Origin of the sequence: Chryseobacterium sp. BLS98, assembly GCF_001045445.1 — a bacterium.
GTDB lineage: Bacteria > Bacteroidota > Bacteroidia > Flavobacteriales > Weeksellaceae > Chryseobacterium.
This window is the reverse complement of sequence record NZ_LFNF01000003.1, coordinates 890,702-913,641: the sequence shown is the minus strand read 5'-3', so window position 1 is coordinate 913,641 and position 22,940 is coordinate 890,702. Positions and strand designations below refer to the sequence as shown.

Here is a 22,940-nt window from a genome sequence, read left to right as displayed (position 1 = left end):
AAATTGATTACAATGAAGAAGATTCTTTCAGCATTCCTGTTGCTGTATTTTACCCTGTTCTTTTCACAGGACCAAAAACCAATGTTCTGGCAGGACATTCAAAATTTCAAAAAAGCTGATCAGGAAAATCCACCGCCTAAAGATGCTATTTTATTGATTGGAAGCTCATCATTCACCAAATGGACTGATGTTGCCAGTTATTTCCCCGGAAAAACAATCATCAACAGAGGTTTTGGAGGATCAAGAATAACGGATCTGAATGATTTTTCAGATGATCTTCTAAGCCCATATCAACCTAAGCAGATCATTATTTACTGCGGTGATAATGACTTTGCGGATAATCATGACCTGAAGGCAAAGGTAGTGGTCAACAGATTTAAAACATTCTATAAAAAGATCCGTGAAAGATTCCCCAATATTGAGGTAGATTTTATTTCCATAAAATATTCGCCAAGCCGCGAAATTCTTTGGCCGCAGATGAAGGAAACGAATAAAAAAATTGCCGCTTTCATGAAAAAAGAGCCTAATGCTGAATTCATTGATATTACAAAGGCGATGGAGGATGCCAACGGGAATGTAAGAAGAGACCTTTTTGTGGAAGATATGCTTCACTTAACACCTGAAGGGTATTCCGTCTGGGCGAAGGTGATGAAACCTTATATGAAATAATATTTATAACAAAAAAAATCCCGTTAAGGGATTTTTTTTATTTCTTTCTTTTAGATTTCGATATAGCTTTCTGCTGGGCTCTGTTAGCCCCGAATTTTTTGGGAGCTTTTCTTTTGGATGGTCCTCCCCAGTTTTCTTTTTTATTTTTATCCTTTTTCTCATGAAATGCTGCTCCTCCTTCATTCAGCTTTACCTGTGCAGGATTTTTCATCACAATCACCTCTTCTTCAGAAGCGATCTTTTTAGGATTTATTTTCACCTCTGCAGGGAAATCGGCAAACTTAAGGTCTTTATCCATTAAAAGCTCAATATCAAGTATGGAAGCTTCTTCTTTTCTAGTCACAAAAGTAACCGCTTTACCATCTTTATCCGCTCTACCCGTTCTTCCTATTCTGTGGATATACTGTTCAGGAATTTCAGGGGTTTCGAAATTGATAACGTGGGTAATATTTGAAATATCAAGACCCCTGGCCATTACGTCGGTAGTAATCAGTCCTCTGATCTCTTCATTTTCAAATCTCTTCATCGCTTTAAGCCTGTAATTCTGAGATTTATTTGAGTGAATCACATCAAACTGTTCAGGGAAAAGTTCATCAATTTTAGCAAAAAGAAGATCAGAATTTTTCTTGTTATTGGTGAAAATCAACACCTTGGACATGTCTTTGTTGCTCTTCAGTAAATGTTCAAGAAGATTGATCTTTGTATTAAAGTTTTCTACTTTATAACCGGTCTGTTCTATTTTTTCAAGAGGTGTTCCTGATTTTGCCAGAGAAATTTCTACAGGACTGGCAAAGTACTGGTCCAGCATCTCATCTACTGCTTCCGTCATGGTAGCCGAGAAAAGGATATTCTGTCTTTTCGGCTTCATCATTTCAAAAATATGGGTAAGCTGCGGTCTGAAACCCAGGTTCAGCATTTCATCAAACTCATCAATGATCAGCTTCTGAACTTCTTTTAATGAAATGGCATTATCAATGGCAAGGTCCATTACCCTTCCCGGAGTACCCACCAGAATATCACATCCGTCATTAAATAATAATTTCTGAGTATTGATATTTTTCCCTCCATATATTCCAATGACCCTTGCAGTCATATTTTCGGTCAGTTTCTCAACAATTTCAGCGACCTGAACCACCAGTTCTCTTGTAGGAACAAGGATCAAAACAGTAGGATTCCCTGTTTTGTTATATTTCCATGTTTTAAGAACGGGCAGAAGATAGGCTAATGTTTTTCCGGTTCCGGTTTGTGCAATCCCCATCACATCCCTTCCGGAAAGTATAGGCCCTAGGCTCTTTTCCTGAATGGGTGTAGGTTCGAACAATTCCAGATCCGCTAAAACATCAAGAATTTTAACCGGCAGGTCAAAATCCGCAAAAGTGAGTTTTTCCATGGTGCAAAGATAGGTATTTAAATTGAGAGGTTGGATGTGGGTGTTTCGGGTTTTGAGTTCCGGGTTACGAGGTACGAGGTTGATGTTAGAAGTTAGAAGTTAGAAGTTAGAAGTTAGTGGAAATACACTTCACCATTCATTAACCTAAACTCTTCATCCTTTATCCCAGAACCCAAAACCCGAAACCCGCACCGTTTCTTATTTCCTCGTCACTCTCAATAAAAGTACTAAAATCAATATAATAGAAAATACAAAACCTAAAACCGCAACCAGAGACAGCTCCCCAATCCTTGGTCCTGATTCTGAAACAAAAACAATTGCTGTGGCAATAATATTGGCTCCGAGGATCATGGCCAGAATTAAATTGACCACACTTGATTTGATCAGCTGATTGGTCTTTTCAATATTTTTAATCTCGCTGGAAACCGTAAATTTATTATCATCCAGCTTCTGGAGTACCGATCTGAGTTCTTTGGGAATTTCATCTACATTATCTGTGAAATTCATCATCCGGTCCATTCCTGTTTTTAAAAGATTTTTGGGTTTGATCTTTTTGGTCAGGATTTTTCTGGTGTAAGGATGAAGGCTTTTCACAATATCCAGATTCGGATTGATTGTTCTTCCAACTCCCTCTATCAGGCTGATTCCTTTAAACAAAAGATAAAAATAGTCCGGCATATGGAGCCTGTTGTCCTTCAGAATATCTTTCATTTTATTGATGATCACCTGAACGTTGATATCCTGCAGCGATGAGCTGTGTACAAAATTCAGAATATCTTCCACATCGTTTTCAAATCTTCTTTCATCCGGAATTTCGTAGCTGACAGCCATTTTTTTGAGTTGCCGCACAATTTTATGCGAATTTTTAGCAACAAAGCTTACAATGAGGCTTTCAAGGATTTCCTTATCGTTCGGCTGAATTTTTCCTACGGCACCAAAATCAATAAAAACGATTTTCCCGTCTTTTTTCACGAGGATATTACCGGCATGCGGATCGGCATGGAAAAACCCATAATCCAGGATTTGAGATACAAACAGCCTCAATCCTACTTCTGAGACTTTTACAGGGTCAATATTATGGGCTAAAAGAGCTGTTTTATCGGTTACCTTAATCCCGTCGATAAATTCCATACAGAGAATATTGTTATTGGAATATTCTTCATAGATTTTCGGAACATAGGTTTCTTTATTGTTTTTAAAATTCCGTGCAAAATGCAGGATATTTTCTTTTTCGTTGACCAGAGAGACTTCTTCCAGTAAAGATTTTTCAAAAGTGGAAATGGCCTGTTTCAGATTAAGCTTTTCTCCAATTTCAGAATAGGCGGAAACAATCTTTTCGAGATCTTTTATAAGAAGTAAATCGTCTTCAATAACGGTCTGTACATCAGATTTCTTTAGTTTGAGAATCACAGGACTTCCATCCAGCAAAACCGCTTTATAAACCTGGGCAATGGAAGCAGTAGCTAAAGGTTGCTTCTGAATTTCCTGAAAATGATCTTTAACGGATATGTTGAACTCATTTTCCAGGATTTCTTCTACGTTCATGTCCACCGTATCCACTTTATCCTGAAGCTTCTGCAGCTCCTGAATAAGCTCCGGCGGAAGGAGATCTTCCCTGTTACTGAAGGTCTGCCCCAGCTTTACAAACGTAGGGCCAAGCTCTTCCAATACCAGCCTGATTCTTTCGTATACCGTTCCTTTAGAAATAACCTCATCCGGATCAACAGAAACTGTATCCTGTTTATTTCCTGTATTCATCCTCGCCAGCATATCTTTAAACCCGTATTTACTGAGTACGGAAATAAGCCTGGCCGACCTTTTCAGTTTCCTTTGCTGTTTATCAAACATATATTCCTAAATAGTTAATGCAAATTACTCCAAAAACTGTTCCTATTGTTATTTTATTTTAATCGGTACATGAATTCGGTACATGAATAACAAGTAAGGCTACTTTCAGTAATGGAAATTGGGCTGAGAGAGAAACGATTTGGGATATATTAATGAAAAAAGCCGCCTAAACGGCAGCTTTTCTTAACAATATCTTAATAAGTTTATTATCCTACTACTTTAACATTGTCTGCTTCAGGTCCTTTTTTCCCTTCTTTAAGATCAAACTCTACCGCTTGTCCTTCTTTTAAAGATCTAAGACCTGATGCCTGAATGGCTGTATGGTGGCAAAAAATATCATTTCCGCCCCCATCTGGTGTAATAAAACCAAAACCTTTTGTTTCGTTAAACCATTTTACTGTTCCTGTCATTATATTTTATTTAAATTGATTAGTGAAGATAGTAAATTTTAGGAACATGCTGAAAAAAAACACATATTCTTCATTTATTTTTCGCTGATAGCCGGAGATGTTATTTTAAATTCAAAGAAAAAAATTCCATCCTTACCATTATTTACAGGATTTTTTTATCTTTATAGCTACAAATTCCAAACTAACCTATAAATATTAAAAAATGAAAAATTTACGTAACAACAAACTTTCAAGAGAGCAATTAAAAGGAATTAACGGAAGCGGTATCATTATCGGCGGTAACTGTTCAAACGAATGCTGCCCTACCGATGGAAGACCTAGATGTCCAAGACTGATCTGCCCTGCCGTGGTATGTCCTCAGTATTTGTAAAAGTTTGAATTAAAATTTAAACATAGAGCAGACATTGATATGCTCTTTTATTTAAAAATATCCTGCCCATACGGACAGGATATTTTTGTATTGATATAAATTATTTATTTAAGATAGGTTTCATAGAGGTCCTTTCTACGGTCGTTCATCACCTGAACGGAACCGTGGTGGTGAAGGTCTTTCAAAAGATTAAGGTCTACATCTACAATAAGGGTCATTTCCGTGTTGGGGGTCGCTTCCCCTTTCACAGCATTGGACGGGAAGGCAAAATCTGAAGGGGTAAACACAGCAGCCTGCCCGAACTGGATATCCATATTATTCACTCCCGGAAGGTTCCCTACACAGCCTGCAATAGCAACATAACATTCATTTTCAATAGCTCTTGCCGCTGCGCAGTGTCTTACCCTGATATAGGCGTTCTGCGTATCGGTAAGGTAAGGGACAAAGAGAATTTTCATTCCCTGATCTGCCAGAATCCTCGGAAGTTCCGGAAATTCAACATCGTAACAGATTACAAGGCCTATTTTTCCGCAATCCGTATCAAAGACCCGGATTTCGTTTCCGCCTTTCATTCCGTAATATTTTCTTTCATTCGGCGTGATGTGAATTTTACGGTACTCATCGATACGGCCGTCACGATGGAGTAAATAGCTTACGTTATAAAGATCATTGGTTTCAGTTTCAAAAACGGGCATACTTCCTGAAATAATATTGACATTATAGCTGATAGCCAGCTCAGAAATTTTATTCTTGATTTCCTCACTCAGCTTAGCCAGCTCTATCATACTGTCTCTTTCTGAAAGCTTATTGAACGGAGCCAGCAGCGGTGTATTGAAAAGCTCCGGGAAAAGAACAAAGTCGGATTTATAATCTCCCATTACATTTACAAAAAATTCTACCTGCTCATAAAAGGCATCAATATTTTTGAAATGCCTCATCTGCCACTGTACCAATCCGAGACGGATGATGCTATCCTGCATGGTGTTGGGCTTCTTGCTGTAATAAATGTTGTTCCATTGGAGCAAAACGGCGTTTTCCAGTGATGATTCGTCCTCGGGAAGGTATTTCTTCAGAATTTTGATGGGAAGAAAATTATTGGATAGCTGGAAAGACAGTACGGGATCATAAATTTCCTTGTCTCTTACTCTTCGAATGTATTCTCTTGGGGAAAGTTCATCGCTGTATTTATGATAGTTAGGAATTCTCCCACCCAGAATGATGGATTTGAGATTAAGCAGTTCACATAATTCTTTTCTGGCATCATACAATCTTCTTCCCAGACGCAGTTCACGAAACTCAGGATCTACAAAAACTTCAATTCCGTAGAGCACGTTTCCCGTTGATAAATGGGTATTGAATGTATAGTTTCCGGTAATGTCTACGTAAGTGTGATCGTCCCCAAAATCATCATAATTGACAATAATGGAAAGGGCCACGGCAGCCAGCTTACCGTCTACTGTAATACATATCTGGCCTTTAGGAAATATTTTAGTGAGTTTTTCGATGCTTTTTTTAGACCATATCGATTCTGACATCTGCGGGTAAGCACGCTTCATTGTAACGACCAGTTCATCATAATCCTGAACCGTCAGGGGCCTTGTTTCTATTTGCATTTGACTTAATTTTACTTAAATTTAGGGAAAATATTTTACTTAAATCCTTATAGAAAAGTACTTCTACAACTATTTATATAATTTAACAGTGGATTTCACCGAAACTTTACAAACAGCAATTCACTCAAATAATTACTGGAAACACTCTGATTTCAAGTCTATAACTCAGGCTCTCTCATGTGGTTATAGCACTGATATAGAAATGGAAACAGAAAAAATTGCTATTCTACATCTGAGAAATAAAATCATCGAATATATTTGTCTAAATTATCCTTTGATTTTTATAGATAGTCAAAATGGAAAATTTAAATGTTTTTTCTGCTGAAGATTTTTATTTTTACAATGTAAATTAAAAAGAAAACAGTATTAATATTTTTATTAGCTGATGAAACCCTACGCAATAACCTTACTTATAAGTGTCTCAATTATCTCTATTTTAAGAATCTTTTATGCTGACACATCAGTCAATCTTTCACATAATTTAAACTTGTTTTCAGCATCTGAAATAAACCCTCGGGAAACAAAAAATTTTATTTACTTTTATTTAATGATCACAATATTAATAAATTATGCTATTTTCCATAAGCATATACTCTTCAAGTTGGTGTATTGTCTAATAATTGCTTTAAATATTTTACTGATCCTTTTTTCATTAAAACAGTTTTAAAAAAATCCCACCCGAAAAGGGCAGGATTAATATTTGAAGTTCAAGTCAAAAAACTATTCCCACTCAATTGTTGCAGGCGGTTTGCTTGAAATATCATAAGCTACTCTGTTGATTCCTCTTACCTCGTTGATAATTCTGCTTGAAACCGTATCTAAGAATTCGTAAGGAAGTCTGCTCCACGTTGCCGTCATGAAATCGATAGTGTTGGCGGAACGAACTACTGCTGTGTATTCGTAAGTTCTCTCGTCTCCCATTACTCCTACTGATTTTACAGGAAGAAGAACTACGAAAGCCTGTGATACTTTTTCGTAAAGATCATTTTTGTATAATTCTTCGATGAAAATATCGTCTGCTTCCTGAAGGATTCTCACTTTATCCGCATCTACAGCTCCCAATACCCTGATTCCTAATCCAGGACCTGGAAATGGGTGTCTGTGTACCAAATGATGCGGAATACCTAACTCCTCCCCAACTTTTCTTACTTCATCCTTGAAAAGTTCTCTCAATGGCTCTAATAATTCGAATTCCATATCTTCAGGAAGTCCTCCTACATTGTGGTGTGACTTGATCACGGCAGAAGGTCCGTTAACAGACTGGCTTTCGATAACGTCAGGATAAATGGTTCCCTGAGCTAAGAATTTAGCGCCTTCAATTTTATGGGATTCTTCATCAAAAACATGAATAAACTCGTTTCCGATGATCTTTCTCTTTGCTTCTGGATCGTCTACTCCGGCTAATTTTGAAAGGAATCTTTCTTTGGCATCCACCATTTTAATGTTCATATGGAAGTGCTCTCCATAATTGTCCATTACCTTCTGGCCTTCATCCTTTCTTAATAACCCAGTATCTACGAAGATACATGTCAGCTGATCACCGATCGCTTTGTGAATTAAAACCGCTGCTACAGAAGAATCAACTCCTCCTGAAAGTCCAAGGATGACCCTGCTGTCTCCTACTCTTTCACGGATTTCTTCAACTGTTTTTTCGATGTAGTTCGTCAGCTTCCAGTTTTTTTCAGCATTACAGATCCCGAAAACAAAATTTTCAAGCATCTTTCCGCCTTCTTCTGTATGGGATACCTCCGGATGGAACTGCACACAGTAGATTTTTCTGTCTTCATTGGAAATAGAAGCCATTACCCCTGATTTTGCATTCAATTCAAAACCTGCAGGCAATTCGCCTACTTCGTCAAAGTGGCTCATCCATACTATAGAATTCTGGGTAACTCCTTTTAGTAAAGAACTCTCTTTAATAATATCCAAATGAGCTTTTCCGTACTCTCCTTTTTCTCCTTTGTTTACTTTTCCGCCTAAAAGGTGGGCTGTAAGCTGCATTCCGTAGCAGATTCCCAAAACAGGAACTCCCTGCTCATACAGTTCTTTTTCAACAAGGTGAGCGTTTTCTGCATTCACAGAGCTTGGCCCTCCGGAAAGAATGATTCCTTTTGGCTGTTTGGCTAAAATATCCTGTAAAGGTGTATTGAAAGGAAGGATTTCAGAGTATACTCCCATCTCACGGATTCTTCTTCCGATAAGCTGGTTGTACTGTGATCCGAAATCTAATATGATAATACCGTTGTTCATTTTATAAATGATAATTGATGATTGATAAATGATAAATAATAAAAGCTTTAAGCTATAGGCAATATGCAGTAGGCTATTTTGTGAATGTTAAAGCTTACTGCCTATAGCTTAAAGCTTACTGCTAATTAATTTTTTTACAAAAAAAGACTTGGAAACTTTCCAAATCTTTTTTCGTGATTTATTTTAAAACTTTCCGATGTCTTCTCTGTAGAAACCGTAATCGAAATGGATGTGGCTCGCATCTTCGTAAACCTTTTTGCGGGCATCGTCGTAAGTAGCTCCTGTAGCTACGATATTCAGAACTCTTCCGCCGTTGGAAACCACTTTATCACCTTTTCTTATAGCGCCGGCATAAAGAAGCTTGGCATGCTTCATCTTGTCCTCGCCTACAATTTCGTAACCTGTTTCGATATTTCTAGGGTAACCTCCTGAGCACATAACAAGGCACACTGCTTTTTCGTCTTTAAACTTAAGCTGGATATCTTTTCCTTCCATGCAATCCTGGATCACATCAAGAAGATTGTTCTCCATCAGTGCCATCAGCACCTGAGTTTCAGGGTCTCCGAATCTCATGTTGTATTCAAGAAGATATGTTCCGTTCTTAGTTACCATCAATCCGAAGAAAATGATTCCTTTAAAGCTGAATCCTTCTCCTTTAAGACCGTTGATAGTAGGCTGTAAGATATTTTGTTCAAAATCAGCGTAGTGCTCCTGAGTAAAATCAGGGCTTGGAGCTACAGATCCCATACCTCCTGTATTGGGTCCTGTATCGCCGTTTCCTGCTTTTTTGTAATCCTTTGCAGCAATACAAGGGAAGATTTTTTCACCGTTTGAGAATGCAATAATTGAAGCCTCAAAACCTTCTAAATATTCTTCAATAACCAGACGGATCCCGGCATCTCCATAGATTCTTCTGATCATGAAGTCGTGGATCGTAGCTTCAGCTTCTTCAAGGTTGTCACAGATTACTACCCCTTTTCCTCCTGCCAGACCGCTTGCCTTAATTACTAAAGGATACTGCTGGGTCTGAACATATTCTTTAGCATCGTTGTATGAATCAAATACTACAGCTTTAGCTGTTTTGATATCATAGGTCTGCATAAATTTCTTAGAGAAAGCCTTACTTCCTTCCAGGCTTGCTACTTTTTGATTCGGACCGAAAACTTTAAGATCGTGCTTTTTGAATTCATCCTTCAGCCCGGCTACAAGAGGAGCTTCAGGACCTACGATCGTAAGGTCTATCTTTTCTTTGATCGCGAAATCTCTCAGTTCCTTGATCTCTGACAAATGAACATTTTTCCCTATTACATCGGTGGTAGCATTACCGTTAGCAAAAAACATTTTAGAAATTCTCGGGTCATTCTGAAGTTTTGCCGCTAAAGCAGACTCTCTACCGCCTTCACCTATGATTAATATTCTCATACTTTATTTATTATCTAGTCTATTTTACAAATATATAATTTTGAATGCTATAAATACAATCCCAAATTATTTTTAATTCTATTTTAATTAGTGTAAAAAATGTCTAACTCCGGTAAACATCATTGGGATACCGTGCTCATTGGCAGCTTCTATACTGTCCTGATCTTTCACACTGCCGCCCGGCTGGATGATGGCTTTGATACCTTCTTTGGCACAGAAATCCACCACGTCGCGGAAAGGGAAAAATGCATCGGAAGCCAAAACAAGATCTCCTGAGAATTTCTCTTTTGCTCTTTCAATAGCCTGCTCGGTCGCCCAGATTCTGTTCACCTGTCCGCCACCGATTCCGAAGGCCTGGATACCGTTGGAAACAACAATAGCATTTGATTTTACATACTTCACAACTCTCTGGGAGAAAAGAAGGGCTTTTTTCTGCTCTTCTGAAGGCTGTACTTCTGTTACCACTTTGATATCATCAGAGAAATGGTTGTCATTATCCTGAACCAGGATACCTCCATCAATCTTCACCCATGTCTGCTTGTCGGAAACCGGGTTTACAATTTTTATGATTCTAAGGTTTTTCTTTTTTCTTAAAATTTCAAGAGCTTCTTCATCAAAATCCGGAGCCATTACGATCTCAAGGAATGTTTTATTCAGTTCTTCAGCTGTTGCAGCATCGATCTTGTAGTTCATTGCAACAATTCCGCCAAAGATGGAAACCGGGTCACATTCAAAAGTTTTCTGATAAGTTTCCAGGGCTGAAGTTCCGATGGCTACACCACAAGGGGTAGAATGCTTCACGGCACAGCATGCCATTTCTTCTTTAAACTCAGTGACTACTTTCCAGCAAAGGTCCATATCACGCAGGTTATTGAAGGAAAGTTCTTTACCGCCAAGCTGTTCAAAGTCTTTCATCGCTCCGTTTTCAAATGTAGAAACGTAATAAGCAGCTGTCTGGTGAGGGTTTTCTCCGTATCTTAAGTCGGATACTTTTTTGTAAGAAGCATTAAGATAGGCAGGATATTCTTCATCTAAAAGCATTCTTGAGATCGCAGCATCATACGCTGAAGTAAGGTTGAATACTTTCCCTGCCAGCTTTTTACGGGTTTCAATGTAAGAATCACCGTTCTGCTCCATTTCCAGTCTTACAGTGGCATAATCTTCCACATCGGTAATGACAGTAACGGAATCAAAGTTCTTGGCTGCAGAACGAAGCATTGAAGGGCCTCCGATATCGATAAACTCTACTTTTTCATGTAAAGAAATGTCTTTGTTTACATTTTCAAAGAAAGGATAAAGGTTGACAATAACCATATCGATCAAGTCAATTCCATGTTCCTGAACCGTTTTCATGTGCTCTTCATTGGCACGAACTGCTAAAAGACCTCCGTGAACTTTCGGATGAAGGGTTTTCACTCTTCCGTCCAGCATTTCAGGGAAATTGGTTACCTCATCGATCTGAATCGGATTTAAACCAGCGTCTTTCAAATGTTTGAACGTTCCTCCTGTAGAAATCAACTCGTAATTCTGCGCTTCCAAGAACCGGGCGAATTCGATCAATCCGCTTTTGTCAGAAACACTGATTAAAACTCTCTTTTTACTCATTACTTTCAATTTTTTACTTTTTACAGCTATTTCAAACTGTAGCCGGGTCTTTCACCTCCGGTTTACTTTTATTTTACTTAGATTTTTTAATTTTTTTCGAAATATTTTTTTATCAAAAATCTAAATGATGTTTTTTCTTACTAAGCAGTCTTATAATACTTCCGGATTGGCAATATTAACAGGGTTTCCATTGATAAACTGTACAACATTTTCGAAGGCTTTCCCAAAATAAAGCTCATACCCATTCCTTTCTACGTAACCTAAATGTGGAGTACAGATAACATTATTCATTTTCAGCAGTTCAAAGTTTTCATTGTATACTGGCTCTTCTTCATAAACATCTACTCCTGCAAAACCCGGTGCTCCTTTTTTCAAAGCATTAACCAATGCATTCTTTTCTAAAAGCTCTGCTCTTGCGGTATTAATAAATGCCGCTGTAGGTTTCATAAGCTCCAGATCGGTTTGTTTTACAATACCGGATGTTTCGTCATTCAAACGGAGGTGCAAGGTAATCACATCAGCATTTTTAAAGAAATATTCTTTCGTTTCTGCTTTTTTAAAGCCGTCATTTACTGCATTTTCCCTGGACGTTTCGCTTCCCCAGACTAAAACCTCAGCTCCGAAAGCTTTCGCATACTGGGCAATTTTTTTTCCGATTTTTCCATATCCCCATATTCCGATGGTCTTTCCACTGATGGCTTCTCCAATATTGACCTGCCACTTTCCCTGCTTCATCGCTTCTATTGCCTGTGGAATCTGACGTACGGTATTCATAATCAAGGCCCAGGTTAATTCTGCCGGAGCAAGGGGTGAACCGATTCCTTCCGCAACTGCAATACCCAACCGGGTACAATCCGACAGTTTTAAATGGTTTGATATTTTCCCTGTCTGGCTGATCATTTTAAGTTTTGGCAACCTGGAAAGCAATGCTTCATTAATTTCTGTTCTCTCCCGGGTCAGAACCAAAATGTCTGCTTCTTTAATTTTTTCAGCTAAAATCTCCGGATCTTTATAGGTTTCATGAAGAATCATAACATTCTGATCTTTTATCATGTCAAAACATTTTAAAGTACTGATCACATTTTGATAATCATCCAGAATGGCAATTGTTGAAGTTCCTTCCATTTTTCGCTTTTATACTTATTGTATTATATCAAATATTCAAAACCTTGTCAATGGCTTTGGGAAATATTTCGTATTCAATATGGTGTACTTTTTCTGCTATGGTTTCGGGAGTGTCTTCTGCTGTTACTTCAAATGATTTCTGAAGTATAATTTCCCCTTCATCAATTCCCTGGGTTACAAAATGTACCGTAGCACCGCTTTCTTTTTCTTTGGCTTCAATCACCGCATGATGAACGTGATGCCCCCACATTCCTTTTCCTCCGAATTTCGGAAGCAGAGCTGGGTGGATATTGATAATTTTACCGTTCCACTTCTCACAGAATTCAGGCTTCAGAATGGATAAAAACCCTGCCAATACGATTAAGTCCGTATCTTTTGGAATCACATTTTCCAATTCGCTGCTGAAGTTCTTCCCTCTTGGGATCAGGATGTTGTCTATTTTATGATTTTTTGCTCTTTCAAGTCCGTAACATTCTCTGTCTGCCACTACCAAAGTTACTTTTGCATTCCGGATTTCTCCGTTTTCAATGGTATCTATGATTCTCTGCAAATTGGTTCCGGAACCTGAAACGAGTACAACGATGTTCTTCATATTTCTTGTAAAATGTAAAAAGTATTTATGATCCTTACAATCATTAATACTTTTTACGTTAATACATTTATACAGTTAAATTAATTTTTTCGCTTCCTTCCGTGATCTCCCCTATTTCGTAAGCATCGTCCAGAAGGTGTAATATTTTTTCAGCATGGTCAGCATCAGCAACGATGATCATTCCTACTCCCATATTGAAGGTTCCGAACATTTCTTCACGGGATACTCCTCCTCTTTTTTCCAGCTCAAGCATTACGTTAGGAATTTTGATTTTGGAAGCATCGATGGAAGCACATAATCCTTCCGGGATAATTCTTGGTACATTTTCATAAAGACCACCTCCCGTAATATGGGCAATACCGGAAACTTTAACTTCTTCCAAAACTTTGTGAATGTCCTGGTAATAAAGTCTTGTCGGTACCAAAAGGGTTTCGTATAAAGGTTTTCCTTCAAATTCTTCTTCAAAATTTGGGAATACTTTTCTTACCAGTGAAAATCCGTTGGAGTGGAATCCTGAACTTGGCAGAGCAATGATCTTATTTCCAGCTTTGATCGTAGAACCGTCAATAATCTGGTCTTTTTCAACAATCCCTACACAGAATCCTGCTACATCATAATCTCCGGGCTGGTACATTCCGGGCATTTCGGCAGTTTCTCCACCAATCAGTGCACAGTTGTTATCCTTACACGCTTTTACCATTCCAAGAACGATTTCGGCAGCGATTTCGGAATCAAGCTTTCCGCAAGCCAGGTAATCTAAGAAGAATAAAGGTTTTGCACCGTGGCACAGGATATCATTGGCACACATTGCAAAACAATCGATACCAATAGAGTCGTATTGCTTGGTATCCAAGGCTACTTTCAGCTTTGTTCCCACTCCGTCTGTTCCGGAAACCAGCACAGGATTTTTGTATCCTCCGATTTCATAGAAAGCACCAAAACTTCCCAGATGGTTCAATACGTTTGAATTGTGAGTTTCTCCCACTGCTTTCTTGATCTTGTCAACCGTTTTGTATCCTTCTTCTTTGTCTACGCCTGCTGATTTGTAAGTGTTGCTCATTTTAATTAGATTTTTAGATGCTAGATTTCAGATTCCAGACTATTTGTAAATCTACTTCCCGACATCTGATGGCTTTATCTTTTTATTACTTTTTATTTAAATTTAGAAAATAAAAAAGCCGACAATCTTGGTAGATTATCGGCCGTTATTTTATCTCAGAATTTCAGAGCCCATAGTTTTCCCTTTCTTTGAAAAACATTCTTTAAAAGTGGTCTGAATTTTCATCTTTTTTCTTTTTGCAAAAATAGTAATTTTAAATTAATATTCAAATTCTATTTTTCAAGGATGGTTTCAAGAGCCGCCATCTTCTTTATTTTTTCCTTTAATTCATTGTCTTTCTCTTCATTAGAAATTTTTTGTGCTGCTTTATCAAAGTTGTCATTAAAGAAAGGAAGTGAGAAAGTTTCTACAATATTTCCCCCGTGGAAAGGAAAACGCTTGGTTGCAGCTTCCAAAACTCCTGCTCCGCCTCTTCCTCCCGGAGCTGCAGACATCAATAGCATTGGTATTTCATTCCATACGGTTCTGTCTTTGATTCTGGATACCCAATCGAACACATTTTTAAATGCCGTAGAGTAAGTTCCGTTGTGCTCAGGCAATGAAACCAAAAGGAGGTTAGCCCCGTCAATTTTTGATGCAAAATCATGAGCTTGCTGAGGAACACCACCTGTCAGTTCTCTTTCATGCTTATAGATAGGCATTTCAAAAGGGTTCAGATCTATTACTTCTACTTCTGCGTTTTCGAAAAGTGACGATGCGTAGGCCACCAGCTGTCTGTTCATGGAAACTTCTGAGTTGCTTCCTGCTATTGCTAAAACTTTCATTATTCTTTATTTATTTTTTAATGTACAAATTTAATTTTTATTTCATATAGTCTGGAAGCTCCATAGGCACTTCCATTAAGAGAATTTCAGTATCCTCTACCGCTTCGATGTTAAAGCTCTGAGTATCCCAGATTCCCAGTCCGTCTCTTTCATTGAGGATTCTGTCTCCTACTTTGGCGCTTCCTTTTAAAACAAACGCGTAAACACCATTTCCTTTTTTGTTCAGCATATAATTTTTACCGTTTCCTGCTTTAAAATTAGCCAGATTGAACCATGCATCCTGATGAATCCAAACTCCGTCATCATTTTTATTTGGAGATAAAATCTGCTGGAATCCATTAATTTTTTCACCTTCTTTAATGCTTTTCTGGTCATACCGCGGTTCAACATTCAGTTCTTTTGGAAATATCCAGATCTGAAGAAATTTTACCGCTTCATCTTTATTTTTATTGTATTCGCTATGCATTACTCCGGTTCCGGCACTCATTACCTGAATCTCTCCTTTTTTGATCACGGCAGTGGTTCCCATTGAATCTTTATGTTCCAGGTCACCCTCCAGAGGAATAGAAATGATTTCCATGTCCCTGTGCGGGTGGGTACCAAATCCCATTCCCTGCGAAACGGTGTCATCGTTTAAAACTCTCAACACACCGAAGTTCGTCCTGTCTTTATTCTGATAGTTGGCAAAGCTGAATGTATGGTAGCTATTTAACCATCCATGGTTTGCATGGCCTCTTGAATCTGCTTTATGATATACTGTTTTCATATTGTGATTATTTATGGTACAAATGTAGGGCAAACTGCTAACTGAAAGTGTTGATGTAGGTTAAGAAAGGATTTCAGGCTTTATAAAAAGCACGAATTGTTCCCGGTAACCTGTATAAAAGGTTCCTGTATTATTTAAAAGGCCTCTTTTATTTTAGAGTTTCTCTTTAAATAGAAAAGTAGAAGGCAAATAAGAATCATACAAACAATGAGAAATTGGAAAATGGTATTGGTTTGATTTGATAAACTTCCCAAAACATTGGTAATAATTCCTGTTCCCACCTGGTTGGCAGCCATTAGAAATCCGGAAACCACGACCGAAAGTGTAGGAAATTCCACTGTTCCCCAGCCAATAGATCCGGGAAATATACTTCCCATAAAAAAGCCGATCAGAAACATTATCAGGACAATGATATTCACATTTAGAGCTAACAATAACATCAAAAGTGATCCTGCCACTGCCAACGGTGAAAAAAGAAACAGATGAGACAGATCATTCTTTCTTGAGAAGATCCCGAAAAGCAAACGGTTTAAAGCAATTCCTCCCCAAAACAAGGACAAGCCCAGACTGGCTTTATTATTATCAAGTCCCTGATTTTTAAGAATGATCGCCCCAAAACTACCGAATGTACCTTCAGTACAACCATACAGAACAATTGTTATAAAGAACAGCCATAATTTTGACGGGATCTTAAAATGCCCGGGAAGCTCGAAAAATGTTCCTTTTTCCAGTTTCAATAACAAAAAGGTTACGAAAGCTATACTTACTACAATAAAGATACATCCGGGAAGATACATCCAGTTTCTCACATTTCCTATCAGGTTCATCATCAGTGGAGCTGTAGATGTTCCTAACCCTACCAGAAACTGCAGGATCAGGATAGCGGAAGATTTTTTATCTTCAAACAGGCTTGCCGCCAAAGGATTCAATGTCGTAATGGAAAGCCCGAAACCTGAGCCTGTAAATGCCACCAAAATCATTAATGCCGGAAATAATAGGGAAGCATCATTCATATAATACTGAAGCATCCATAAAGCACCGGTAGAAACAATCATCAGTAATAATCCTATAGCCAAAATGGTTTTCGGGCCCCATTTATTAACCAAAAACGGAGCCGCAAGACAGGAAATGATAATGCAGATCACCTGTGGGATAAATAAATTTCCAAACTGAGAAGCAGAAAGCCTGAAGAGTGAGGAATCTGTAAAAGCAGTTCCCAATGCGGGAAATACAACAAAATTAACTCCTGTAAGAAAAGCTAATGAAAAGATGATAATAATTTTGGCTAACTTGGAATTCATGATGTCAGGATATTCTTTTTAAGATGCTCTCCCACTCGCAAGGCCATCGCAATAATGGTAAGAGCTGGATTCACTGCACCACTGGAAACGAAGAAACCACCGTCCACTATATATAAATTTTCAAGATCGTGTGCTTTGCAATTGATATCTACCACTGAGGTTTTTGGGTCCAGCCCCATCTTTGTGGTTCCATTCTGGTGGGCCGGAGAGGCGATATCCATTCCTTTGCTGAAATAAATACCTTTAAACAGGAAGCTTTCAAATTTCCCTGAAGCTTTCAGGGCTTTTATAAGTTCGGATTTAAGGTGCTGATGCCCTTCTTCGTTATTGGAATTGTAGCTTATTTTAATTTGACCATTTTCTACGGTTACCCGGTTTTCCGGATCAGGAAGATCTTCTGAGGTAAGCCAGAAATCAACGGCGTGTTCAGCCATCAGTTCAAAGGTGAAACCCGGCGCTGGAACGGGACTATCAGCCCTGATCTGATATTCGTCTGATTTCCCAAGCATCTGGATATGTCCCAATGGAAATTCGTAATCCCTGCCTGCGTGATAGAAATCATTAATACCGAATGTCTTCCCGAACTTAGTGGGATTAGGCTGGGTATAAAGGGCCACTAATGCAGTATTCTGATGAAACATATAGTTTCTTCCGACCTGATCTGAAGTATTGGCAAGACCACTAGGGAACTTCTCACTTTTACTTTCCAGCAGCAGTGCAGCTGAATTGATGGCGCCTGCAGAAAGAATCAGTAACTCGGAGCTTAATGTTTGTGTATTTCCATTCTGTTGTTCTACTACAATTTCTGAAATTCTTGTGCCTGAATCATTGGTGTTGATCTTTATCACTTTTGTATTAGTCATCAGCTCTACGTTAGGGTATTCCAAGGCTTTTGCCAGAGCACAGAGGTGGGCATCCCCCTTTCTTTCGGCTGCATCGGGAAATCCGTCGAAACGGTTCAGGATATAGGGAGCATTAGCTGTCTCATGAGGTTTAAAGTTGACTCCAATTGGTAATTCAAAAGGATGAAGACCATAATCCCGCAGCTCATCCACAATTTCCTGAATTCTGGGTTCATGAGGTAAGGGCGGGTAAGGATAGGGTTCCGAATCGAAAGGTTCCGTGGGATCCGAGCCTCTTTTTCCGTGTACATGAAAGAGTTTTTCGGCTTCCAGGTAATAATCTTTCAAGTCTTCATACTGAATAGGCCATGCTGGTGAAATGCCGCCGTAATGTTTTATTTCCTTAAAATCTTCTTTTCTTAAACGGAACAGGGCTGCTCCGTAAAATTTGGTGTTTCCGCCTACATTATAGTGCATTCCGGGACGAAACTGCCTTCCATCTTTATCCAGCCATAAGTCTGTAGTGGTATATTTATTTTTTTCAAAGACTTCTACAGAATCCCAGTTTTCTTTTTCTACGGGTACATAATCTCCTCTTTCCACAATCAGGATCTTTTTTCCGCTGTCTGCAAGCTGATATGCCATGGTTGCTCCTCCTGCCCCGCTTCCTATAATGATAATGTCGTACATTTTTTTAATTTTTAATCTATCCAAGGTAGAGAATTAAAATTCTGAGTTGCTTAATAAAAAATTAAATTTCAATTGATTATATAAATGAAAAATGAATACATTATATATGATGTCTTTATAAACGATGTTTAAAAAGATCAAAATTTAATTTATATTTTTAAGTTTTGGCCAAAGCCGTTGTATTGCCGTCAAAATATAAAAGCGGGCTAAAGCCCGCTCCTATTGAATTTTATTATGGTACTGGATAGAAGATATTCAGATTTTCATTCTCTGATATCCAGTTTCAAGATTTATTATTAAAAATGTACCTGCTGGATTTCTTCTTCTATTTCCTTAGGTGTTTCGTCTTCTGATTTTATAAAGATCATGGTAACGATAGCTCCAATCAGCATGCAGATACCTCCTACTACAATATAATCGATGGCCTGTTTTCCAAAAACACTGCTTACAATCGGGCCTCCGAAAACCCCGTTGATGATTTGCGGGATTACAATAAAGAAGTTGAAAATTCCCATGTATACTCCCATTTTCTTTTGCGGAATCGAGTCTATCAGCATGGCATAAGGCATTGCCAGAATGCTTGCCCAAGCAAATCCCAGTCCGATCATTGAAATCCATAAGCTATGAATATCCTTGATAAAATACATGGAAATTAAACCTAATCCGCCACAAGCCAAAGCCAAAGCATGGGTTTGTTTTTTACCAATGAATTTTGCAATCGGAGTTAAGGCAAATGCAAAGAAAATCGCATAGAAATTATAACTTCCGAATAAACTTCCCGTAAGGTCTCCTGCCTTATTAAACTCTGCAGAATGGGTATCTTCAGGGGAAAGCCCGAAATGATGGGTAGCCAAAGCACTGGTGGTGAAAACCCACATGGTAAATAATGCAAACCATGAGAAAAACTGAACAATTCCCAGCTTTTTCATTTGGGACGGTGCATTTTTGAAGTCTTTAAAAATATCCGAAAGTTTCGATTTATGCTCTGCTATTGGTTTCCCGCCTTCAAAAGAAGCAAATTCTTCAGGGGAATATTCTTTGGTTGTAAGAATTGTATATAAAATTGACAGGATCAAAACTGCTGCTCCGATATAGAACGCATAAATCACATTATCTGCCACAAAACCTTTTGGAGCAACATTTGAAACGCCTAATTTGGTTAACCAATTCGGTAAATCAGATCCGATAACCGCTCCTATTCCAATTAAAATTGTCTGAACGGAAAATCCAATTGTTGCCTGATGTTTCGGAAGCATATCTCCCACCAATGCACGGAAAGGTTCCATTGCCACATTGATTGAGGCATCCATCATAGCAAGGAAAATCACGGCCATCAGTAAAACATTGGCGGCCATCATCTGTGTTGCAGAAGCAGCATTGGGAAGCATCACCAGACCGATCGCACATAAAACGGCACCAATTAAAAAATAAGGTTTCCTTCTTCCAAGCGGGCTCCAGGTATTATCTCCCATATGACCAATAATCGGCTGAACAATTAATCCTGTAATGGGCGCCACCAGCCAAAACCACGATAATTCATGAACATCTGCCCCGAAATTGGCAAGAATCCTGCTTGCATTACCGTTTTGTAAACCGAAAGCCATCTGGATTCCCAAAAAACCCATGCTCATATTAATGATCTGAAGCATCGATAAATTCGGCTTTTTAACTCTGCCCAATTTGCCGTTGTCAATCTTTCCTACCATTTCTGCCATTGTGTTTATTTTTTAGTTTTTAATTCTTGTATTAATACATTTTCAATCGGAGCTTTCTCTACGACCACTTTGTCTACAACTTCATTGGGAACGGTTACAGAAAGTACATATTGTTTTACCTTCCAGCTTCCGTTTATTTTTTCTACAACTCCTGAACCTCTGCAGATTTTCATTTGGGTATCAAGCAGCTCATCAAACCAGGCCAGTTTCCCGTCTTTGCTAAAATAGATGTTTCTTTTCAGGGAAGTGAAATTCCAGGTTTTCTTTTTGTCGAAATGAGGCTTTGCCCAGACCATAAAGGCTTTTTTGTCCCAGACTTCTGTAGCATCGGTTCCTATAAATGTGGATTCATCTGCAAAATAGTTGAAATAAGTATTGAAATCAGCTTTTGCTGCAGCTACATTAAAACCGTCGAGCATGGTTCCTATTTCTGTTTTGTCTTTTTCAAATTTGGCACCGTTGGATTGGGCGTTCAAATCTGAAAAGCCTAATACAAATAACATCAATATACCAATAATTGTTATTTTTTTCATGACTAATTCATTTTAATTTTGGAGTTCAATGATCATTGAGGTTTTTGCAGGAACGACAAGGTTGTTCTGTATGGAAATTTCTTTTCCTGATATCACTTCTTTTCCTTTTCTGGCAGTTCCTAAAGATTCAGCAAAACGTTTCAAGTCCAGAGTCTGGTCTTTTTCATTATTATTAAGGACAATCATTACACTTTCTTTACCGTCGTATCTGAAATAGACAAAAACCCCATCCTGTGGAACGTAGTTTTTAGTTTTTCCGGTATGAATCACCTCTTTTCCTTTTCTCCAGTTCAAAAGCTTTTGGGTAAACTGATAGAAATCCTTTTGTTCAGGAGTTTGAGATGAAGGATTCAAAGCATTCTGAGTGTCTGACTTCCATCCTCCAGGAAAATCTCTTCTGATATCCGCATCTCCACCTTTATTTTTGTCTCCCTTCATTCCTATTTCTGATCCGTAATAGATCTGCGGAATTCCACGAACTGTAGAAATCAGTGTAAGCCCCATTTTGTAAGCTTTAGGATCTGCATTGAAGATCTCGTTCCATCTTTCCGTATCATGATTTTCAAAGAATACCAGGACGTTATTGATATCTGGATACAGGAAATCGCTGGTAAAAACATTGTACAGCTTTACCATTCCGGTGTCCCAGCTTTCTTTTTCTTTAATCGCTTTCGGCATATCGCCATACAGCATAAAATCCATCACGGAAGGCAGGTTAGAATTGTATCCTGCTGCTTCTCCGGTTTTGGAATTTTTCTGCCAGGCAGAAATCTGTCCTGCCGTATTAAGCCAGGTTTCTCCTACGATATTGAATTTCGGATATTCATCAGTGATGGCTTTTGCCCACTTGGCCATAGCTTCTTTGTCATTGTACGGATAGGTGTCTACACGAAAACCACCCAGCTCTGCATATTCTATCCACCAAATTGCGTTTTGGGTAAGGTATTTCAGAACTAAAGGATTTTTTTGATTGATATCCGGCATAGTGGTATCAAACCATCCGTTCAGTGCATATTTTTTGTCAATTTCTGAAGCATTGGTATCAAACTGCGTGGTTGTTTTGTAATTGGATCGGTAAAAGCCGTTCTTTCCTTCATCAAACCAATGAATCCAATCCTTGGAAGGCAAATCCTTGATCATCCAGTGGGAAATACCCCAGTGATTGGTAACATAATCCATAACCAGCTTCATATTCCGTTTGTTCAGCTTCTGTGAAAGCTCACGGTATTCTTCATTGGTACCAAATCGTCCATCGATTTTATAAAGGTCAGTCTGTGCATATCCATGATAGGAGTATACTTTTTCATTGTCTTCATTAACAGGGGTAAGCCAGACGGATGTGGCTCCTAAATTCTGAATATAATCAAGGTTATTGATTATTCCACGAAGGTCACCGCCATGTCTTCCGTTGGGCAGGCTACGGTCTGACTTTTCAATCAGATCGGGTCTGGAATCGTTCTTTTCGTCGCCATTGGCAAAACGATCCGGCATGATGAGATACATGACGTCTTTTGAGGTAAAAGATTCACGGTCTGCAGAGCCGGGAAGCCTTTGCTTCAATTCATATGAATAAGAGTTTATATTTTTCTTTCCTTTTTTCAGGTTGATTTTAAAGGCAGGAACATTAATTTCATTTGTATTTACCGTAATGAAAACATAATTAGGATTTTCTACTTTCTGAATGTCCTTAATCTGAATATTATCTGAAAGCTCAATTTCATTATTGGCAATATTTTTTCCGTAAACTAAAATCTGAAGTTCGGGATTTTTCATTCCTTTCCACCAAAAAGCAGGTTCTACTTTCTGAATCTGGGAAAAAGCTACTGAAGCTGCTGAGAGAGCAAAAATTGCGTATATTTTTTTCATTTATGGATGTATTTTGATCAACAAGGTTAATTCTATTCGGTATTTTATA

19 protein-coding genes are annotated in these 22,940 nt (G+C 38.4%); 2 read left to right on the top strand and 17 right to left on the bottom strand.

The features are described from left to right. Positions 1–12: 12 nt before the first annotated feature. Entirely contained in the window at positions 13–669 is a 657-nt protein-coding gene (locus ACM40_RS15295; RefSeq protein WP_048503604.1) for a GDSL-type esterase/lipase family protein, read from the top strand. 37 nt (positions 670–706) lie between these two features. Here the strand turns inward: ACM40_RS15295 and ACM40_RS15290 are convergent, their stop codons facing one another. The 3 genes from ACM40_RS15290 to ACM40_RS15280 all read right to left on the bottom strand — a co-directional run bounded on the left by ACM40_RS15290 (position 707) and on the right by ACM40_RS15280 (position 4,317). After that, entirely contained in the window at positions 707–2,059 is a 1,353-nt protein-coding gene (locus tag ACM40_RS15290) for a DEAD/DEAH box helicase (RefSeq protein WP_048503603.1), read from the bottom strand. A gap of 198 nt (positions 2,060–2,257) precedes the next feature. Then, a complete protein-coding gene (locus ACM40_RS15285; RefSeq protein ID WP_048503602.1) occupies positions 2,258–3,907 on the bottom strand; it encodes an ABC1 kinase family protein in 1,650 nt (549 codons plus the stop codon). Between the two features lie 206 nt (positions 3,908–4,113). Then, positions 4,114–4,317, bottom strand: a complete 204-nt coding sequence (locus ACM40_RS15280; protein WP_131705373.1) for a cold-shock protein — start codon at positions 4,315–4,317, stop codon at positions 4,114–4,116. Between the two features lie 202 nt (positions 4,318–4,519). Here ACM40_RS15280 and ACM40_RS20630 point away from each other — a divergent pair, with 202 nt between their 5' ends. Continuing rightward, a complete protein-coding gene (locus tag ACM40_RS20630; protein WP_165579313.1) occupies positions 4,520–4,687 on the top strand; it encodes a hypothetical protein in 168 nt (55 codons plus the stop codon). Between the two features lie 104 nt (positions 4,688–4,791). Here ACM40_RS20630 and ACM40_RS15275 read toward each other — a convergent pair whose 3' ends face one another. From ACM40_RS15275 to ACM40_RS15210, 14 genes are all read right to left on the bottom strand, one after another. Beyond that, complete coding sequence (locus tag ACM40_RS15275) at positions 4,792–6,300, bottom strand: carbon-nitrogen hydrolase family protein (RefSeq protein WP_048503600.1); 1,509 nt, start codon at positions 6,298–6,300, stop codon at positions 4,792–4,794. Between the two features lie 720 nt (positions 6,301–7,020). After that, the gene (guaA, locus tag ACM40_RS15270) at positions 7,021–8,550 is read right to left on the bottom strand and encodes a glutamine-hydrolyzing GMP synthase (RefSeq protein WP_048503599.1); all 1,530 of its coding nucleotides are present in this window, start codon (positions 8,548–8,550) and stop codon (positions 7,021–7,023) included. A gap of 183 nt (positions 8,551–8,733) precedes the next feature. Continuing rightward, positions 8,734–9,972 (bottom strand): phosphoribosylamine--glycine ligase, encoded by a 1,239-nt coding sequence (gene purD, locus ACM40_RS15265; RefSeq protein ID WP_048503598.1) that lies wholly within the window; start codon positions 9,970–9,972, stop codon positions 8,734–8,736. An 87-nt stretch (positions 9,973–10,059) separates the two neighbouring features. Further along, on the bottom strand, positions 10,060–11,577 hold the full coding sequence (gene purH, locus ACM40_RS15260) for a bifunctional phosphoribosylaminoimidazolecarboxamide formyltransferase/IMP cyclohydrolase (RefSeq protein ID WP_048503597.1): 1,518 nt from the start codon (positions 11,575–11,577) through the stop codon (positions 10,060–10,062). Positions 11,578–11,727: 150 nt separating this feature from the next. After that, entirely contained in the window at positions 11,728–12,702 is a 975-nt protein-coding gene (locus ACM40_RS15255; RefSeq protein ID WP_048503596.1) for a D-2-hydroxyacid dehydrogenase family protein, read from the bottom strand. A 28-nt stretch (positions 12,703–12,730) separates the two neighbouring features. After that, positions 12,731–13,294 (bottom strand): phosphoribosylglycinamide formyltransferase, encoded by a 564-nt coding sequence (gene purN, locus ACM40_RS15250; RefSeq protein WP_048503595.1) that lies wholly within the window; start codon positions 13,292–13,294, stop codon positions 12,731–12,733. 67 nt (positions 13,295–13,361) lie between these two features. Continuing rightward, positions 13,362–14,354 carry a phosphoribosylformylglycinamidine cyclo-ligase gene (gene purM / locus ACM40_RS15245; protein ID WP_048503594.1) on the bottom strand — a complete coding sequence of 331 codons (993 nt, stop codon included), beginning with the start codon at positions 14,352–14,354 and terminating at the stop codon, positions 13,362–13,364. Positions 14,355–14,626: 272 nt separating this feature from the next. Next, on the bottom strand, positions 14,627–15,178 hold the full coding sequence (locus ACM40_RS15240) for an NADPH-dependent FMN reductase (protein ID WP_048503593.1): 552 nt from the start codon (positions 15,176–15,178) through the stop codon (positions 14,627–14,629). 37 nt (positions 15,179–15,215) lie between these two features. Next, a complete protein-coding gene (locus ACM40_RS15235) occupies positions 15,216–15,944 on the bottom strand; it encodes a pirin family protein (RefSeq protein ID WP_048503592.1) in 729 nt (242 codons plus the stop codon). Positions 15,945–16,078: 134 nt separating this feature from the next. Further along, positions 16,079–17,245 carry an MFS transporter gene (locus ACM40_RS15230; protein ID WP_048503591.1) on the bottom strand — a complete coding sequence of 389 codons (1,167 nt, stop codon included), beginning with the start codon at positions 17,243–17,245 and terminating at the stop codon, positions 16,079–16,081. After that, positions 17,242–18,777 (bottom strand): GMC oxidoreductase, encoded by a 1,536-nt coding sequence (locus ACM40_RS15225; RefSeq protein ID WP_048503590.1) that lies wholly within the window; start codon positions 18,775–18,777, stop codon positions 17,242–17,244. The genes ACM40_RS15230 and ACM40_RS15225 overlap by 4 nt, the downstream gene beginning before the upstream one ends. 296 nt (positions 18,778–19,073) lie before the next feature. Further along, the gene (locus ACM40_RS15220) at positions 19,074–20,492 is read right to left on the bottom strand and encodes an MFS transporter (protein WP_048503589.1); all 1,419 of its coding nucleotides are present in this window, start codon (positions 20,490–20,492) and stop codon (positions 19,074–19,076) included. A 5-nt stretch (positions 20,493–20,497) separates the two neighbouring features. Then, positions 20,498–21,025 carry a nuclear transport factor 2 family protein gene (locus ACM40_RS15215; protein ID WP_048503588.1) on the bottom strand — a complete coding sequence of 176 codons (528 nt, stop codon included), beginning with the start codon at positions 21,023–21,025 and terminating at the stop codon, positions 20,498–20,500. A 12-nt stretch (positions 21,026–21,037) separates the two neighbouring features. Then, the gene (locus tag ACM40_RS15210; protein WP_048503587.1) at positions 21,038–22,891 is read right to left on the bottom strand and encodes a glycoside hydrolase family 13 protein; all 1,854 of its coding nucleotides are present in this window, start codon (positions 22,889–22,891) and stop codon (positions 21,038–21,040) included. Positions 22,892–22,940: the final 49 nt, after the last annotated feature.

Bases quoted from the DNA above. Each gene is read 5' to 3' on its own strand.
- ACM40_RS15290 (WP_048503603.1), bottom strand. From the start codon at position 2,059: ATGGAAAAACTCACTTTTGCGGATTTTGACCTGCCGGTTAAAATTCTT.
- purD (WP_048503598.1), bottom strand. From the start codon at position 9,972: ATGAGAATATTAATCATAGGTGAAGGCGGTAGAGAGTCTGCTTTAGCG.
- ACM40_RS15295 (WP_048503604.1), top strand. From the start codon at position 13: ATGAAGAAGATTCTTTCAGCATTCCTGTTGCTGTATTTTACCCTGTTC.
- ACM40_RS15240 (WP_048503593.1), bottom strand. From the start codon at position 15,178: ATGAAAGTTTTAGCAATAGCAGGAAGCAACTCAGAAGTTTCCATGAAC.
- ACM40_RS20630 (WP_165579313.1), top strand. From the start codon at position 4,520: ATGAAAAATTTACGTAACAACAAACTTTCAAGAGAGCAATTAAAAGGA.
- ACM40_RS15275 (WP_048503600.1), bottom strand. From the start codon at position 6,300: ATGCAAATAGAAACAAGGCCCCTGACGGTTCAGGATTATGATGAACTG.
- ACM40_RS15280 (WP_131705373.1), bottom strand. From the start codon at position 4,317: ATGACAGGAACAGTAAAATGGTTTAACGAAACAAAAGGTTTTGGTTTT.
- ACM40_RS15235 (WP_048503592.1), bottom strand. From the start codon at position 15,944: ATGAAAACAGTATATCATAAAGCAGATTCAAGAGGCCATGCAAACCAT.
- purH (WP_048503597.1), bottom strand. From the start codon at position 11,577: ATGAGTAAAAAGAGAGTTTTAATCAGTGTTTCTGACAAAAGCGGATTG.
- ACM40_RS15225 (WP_048503590.1), bottom strand. From the start codon at position 18,777: ATGTACGACATTATCATTATAGGAAGCGGGGCAGGAGGAGCAACCATG.
- guaA (WP_048503599.1), bottom strand. From the start codon at position 8,550: ATGAACAACGGTATTATCATATTAGATTTCGGATCACAGTACAACCAG.
- ACM40_RS15220 (WP_048503589.1), bottom strand. From the start codon at position 20,492: ATGGCAGAAATGGTAGGAAAGATTGACAACGGCAAATTGGGCAGAGTT.
- ACM40_RS15230 (WP_048503591.1), bottom strand. From the start codon at position 17,245: ATGAATTCCAAGTTAGCCAAAATTATTATCATCTTTTCATTAGCTTTT.
- ACM40_RS15285 (WP_048503602.1), bottom strand. From the start codon at position 3,907: ATGTTTGATAAACAGCAAAGGAAACTGAAAAGGTCGGCCAGGCTTATT.
- ACM40_RS15215 (WP_048503588.1), bottom strand. From the start codon at position 21,025: ATGAAAAAAATAACAATTATTGGTATATTGATGTTATTTGTATTAGGC.
- ACM40_RS15255 (WP_048503596.1), bottom strand. From the start codon at position 12,702: ATGGAAGGAACTTCAACAATTGCCATTCTGGATGATTATCAAAATGTG.
- ACM40_RS15210 (WP_048503587.1), bottom strand. From the start codon at position 22,891: ATGAAAAAAATATACGCAATTTTTGCTCTCTCAGCAGCTTCAGTAGCT.
- purM (WP_048503594.1), bottom strand. From the start codon at position 14,354: ATGAGCAACACTTACAAATCAGCAGGCGTAGACAAAGAAGAAGGATAC.
- purN (WP_048503595.1), bottom strand. From the start codon at position 13,294: ATGAAGAACATCGTTGTACTCGTTTCAGGTTCCGGAACCAATTTGCAG.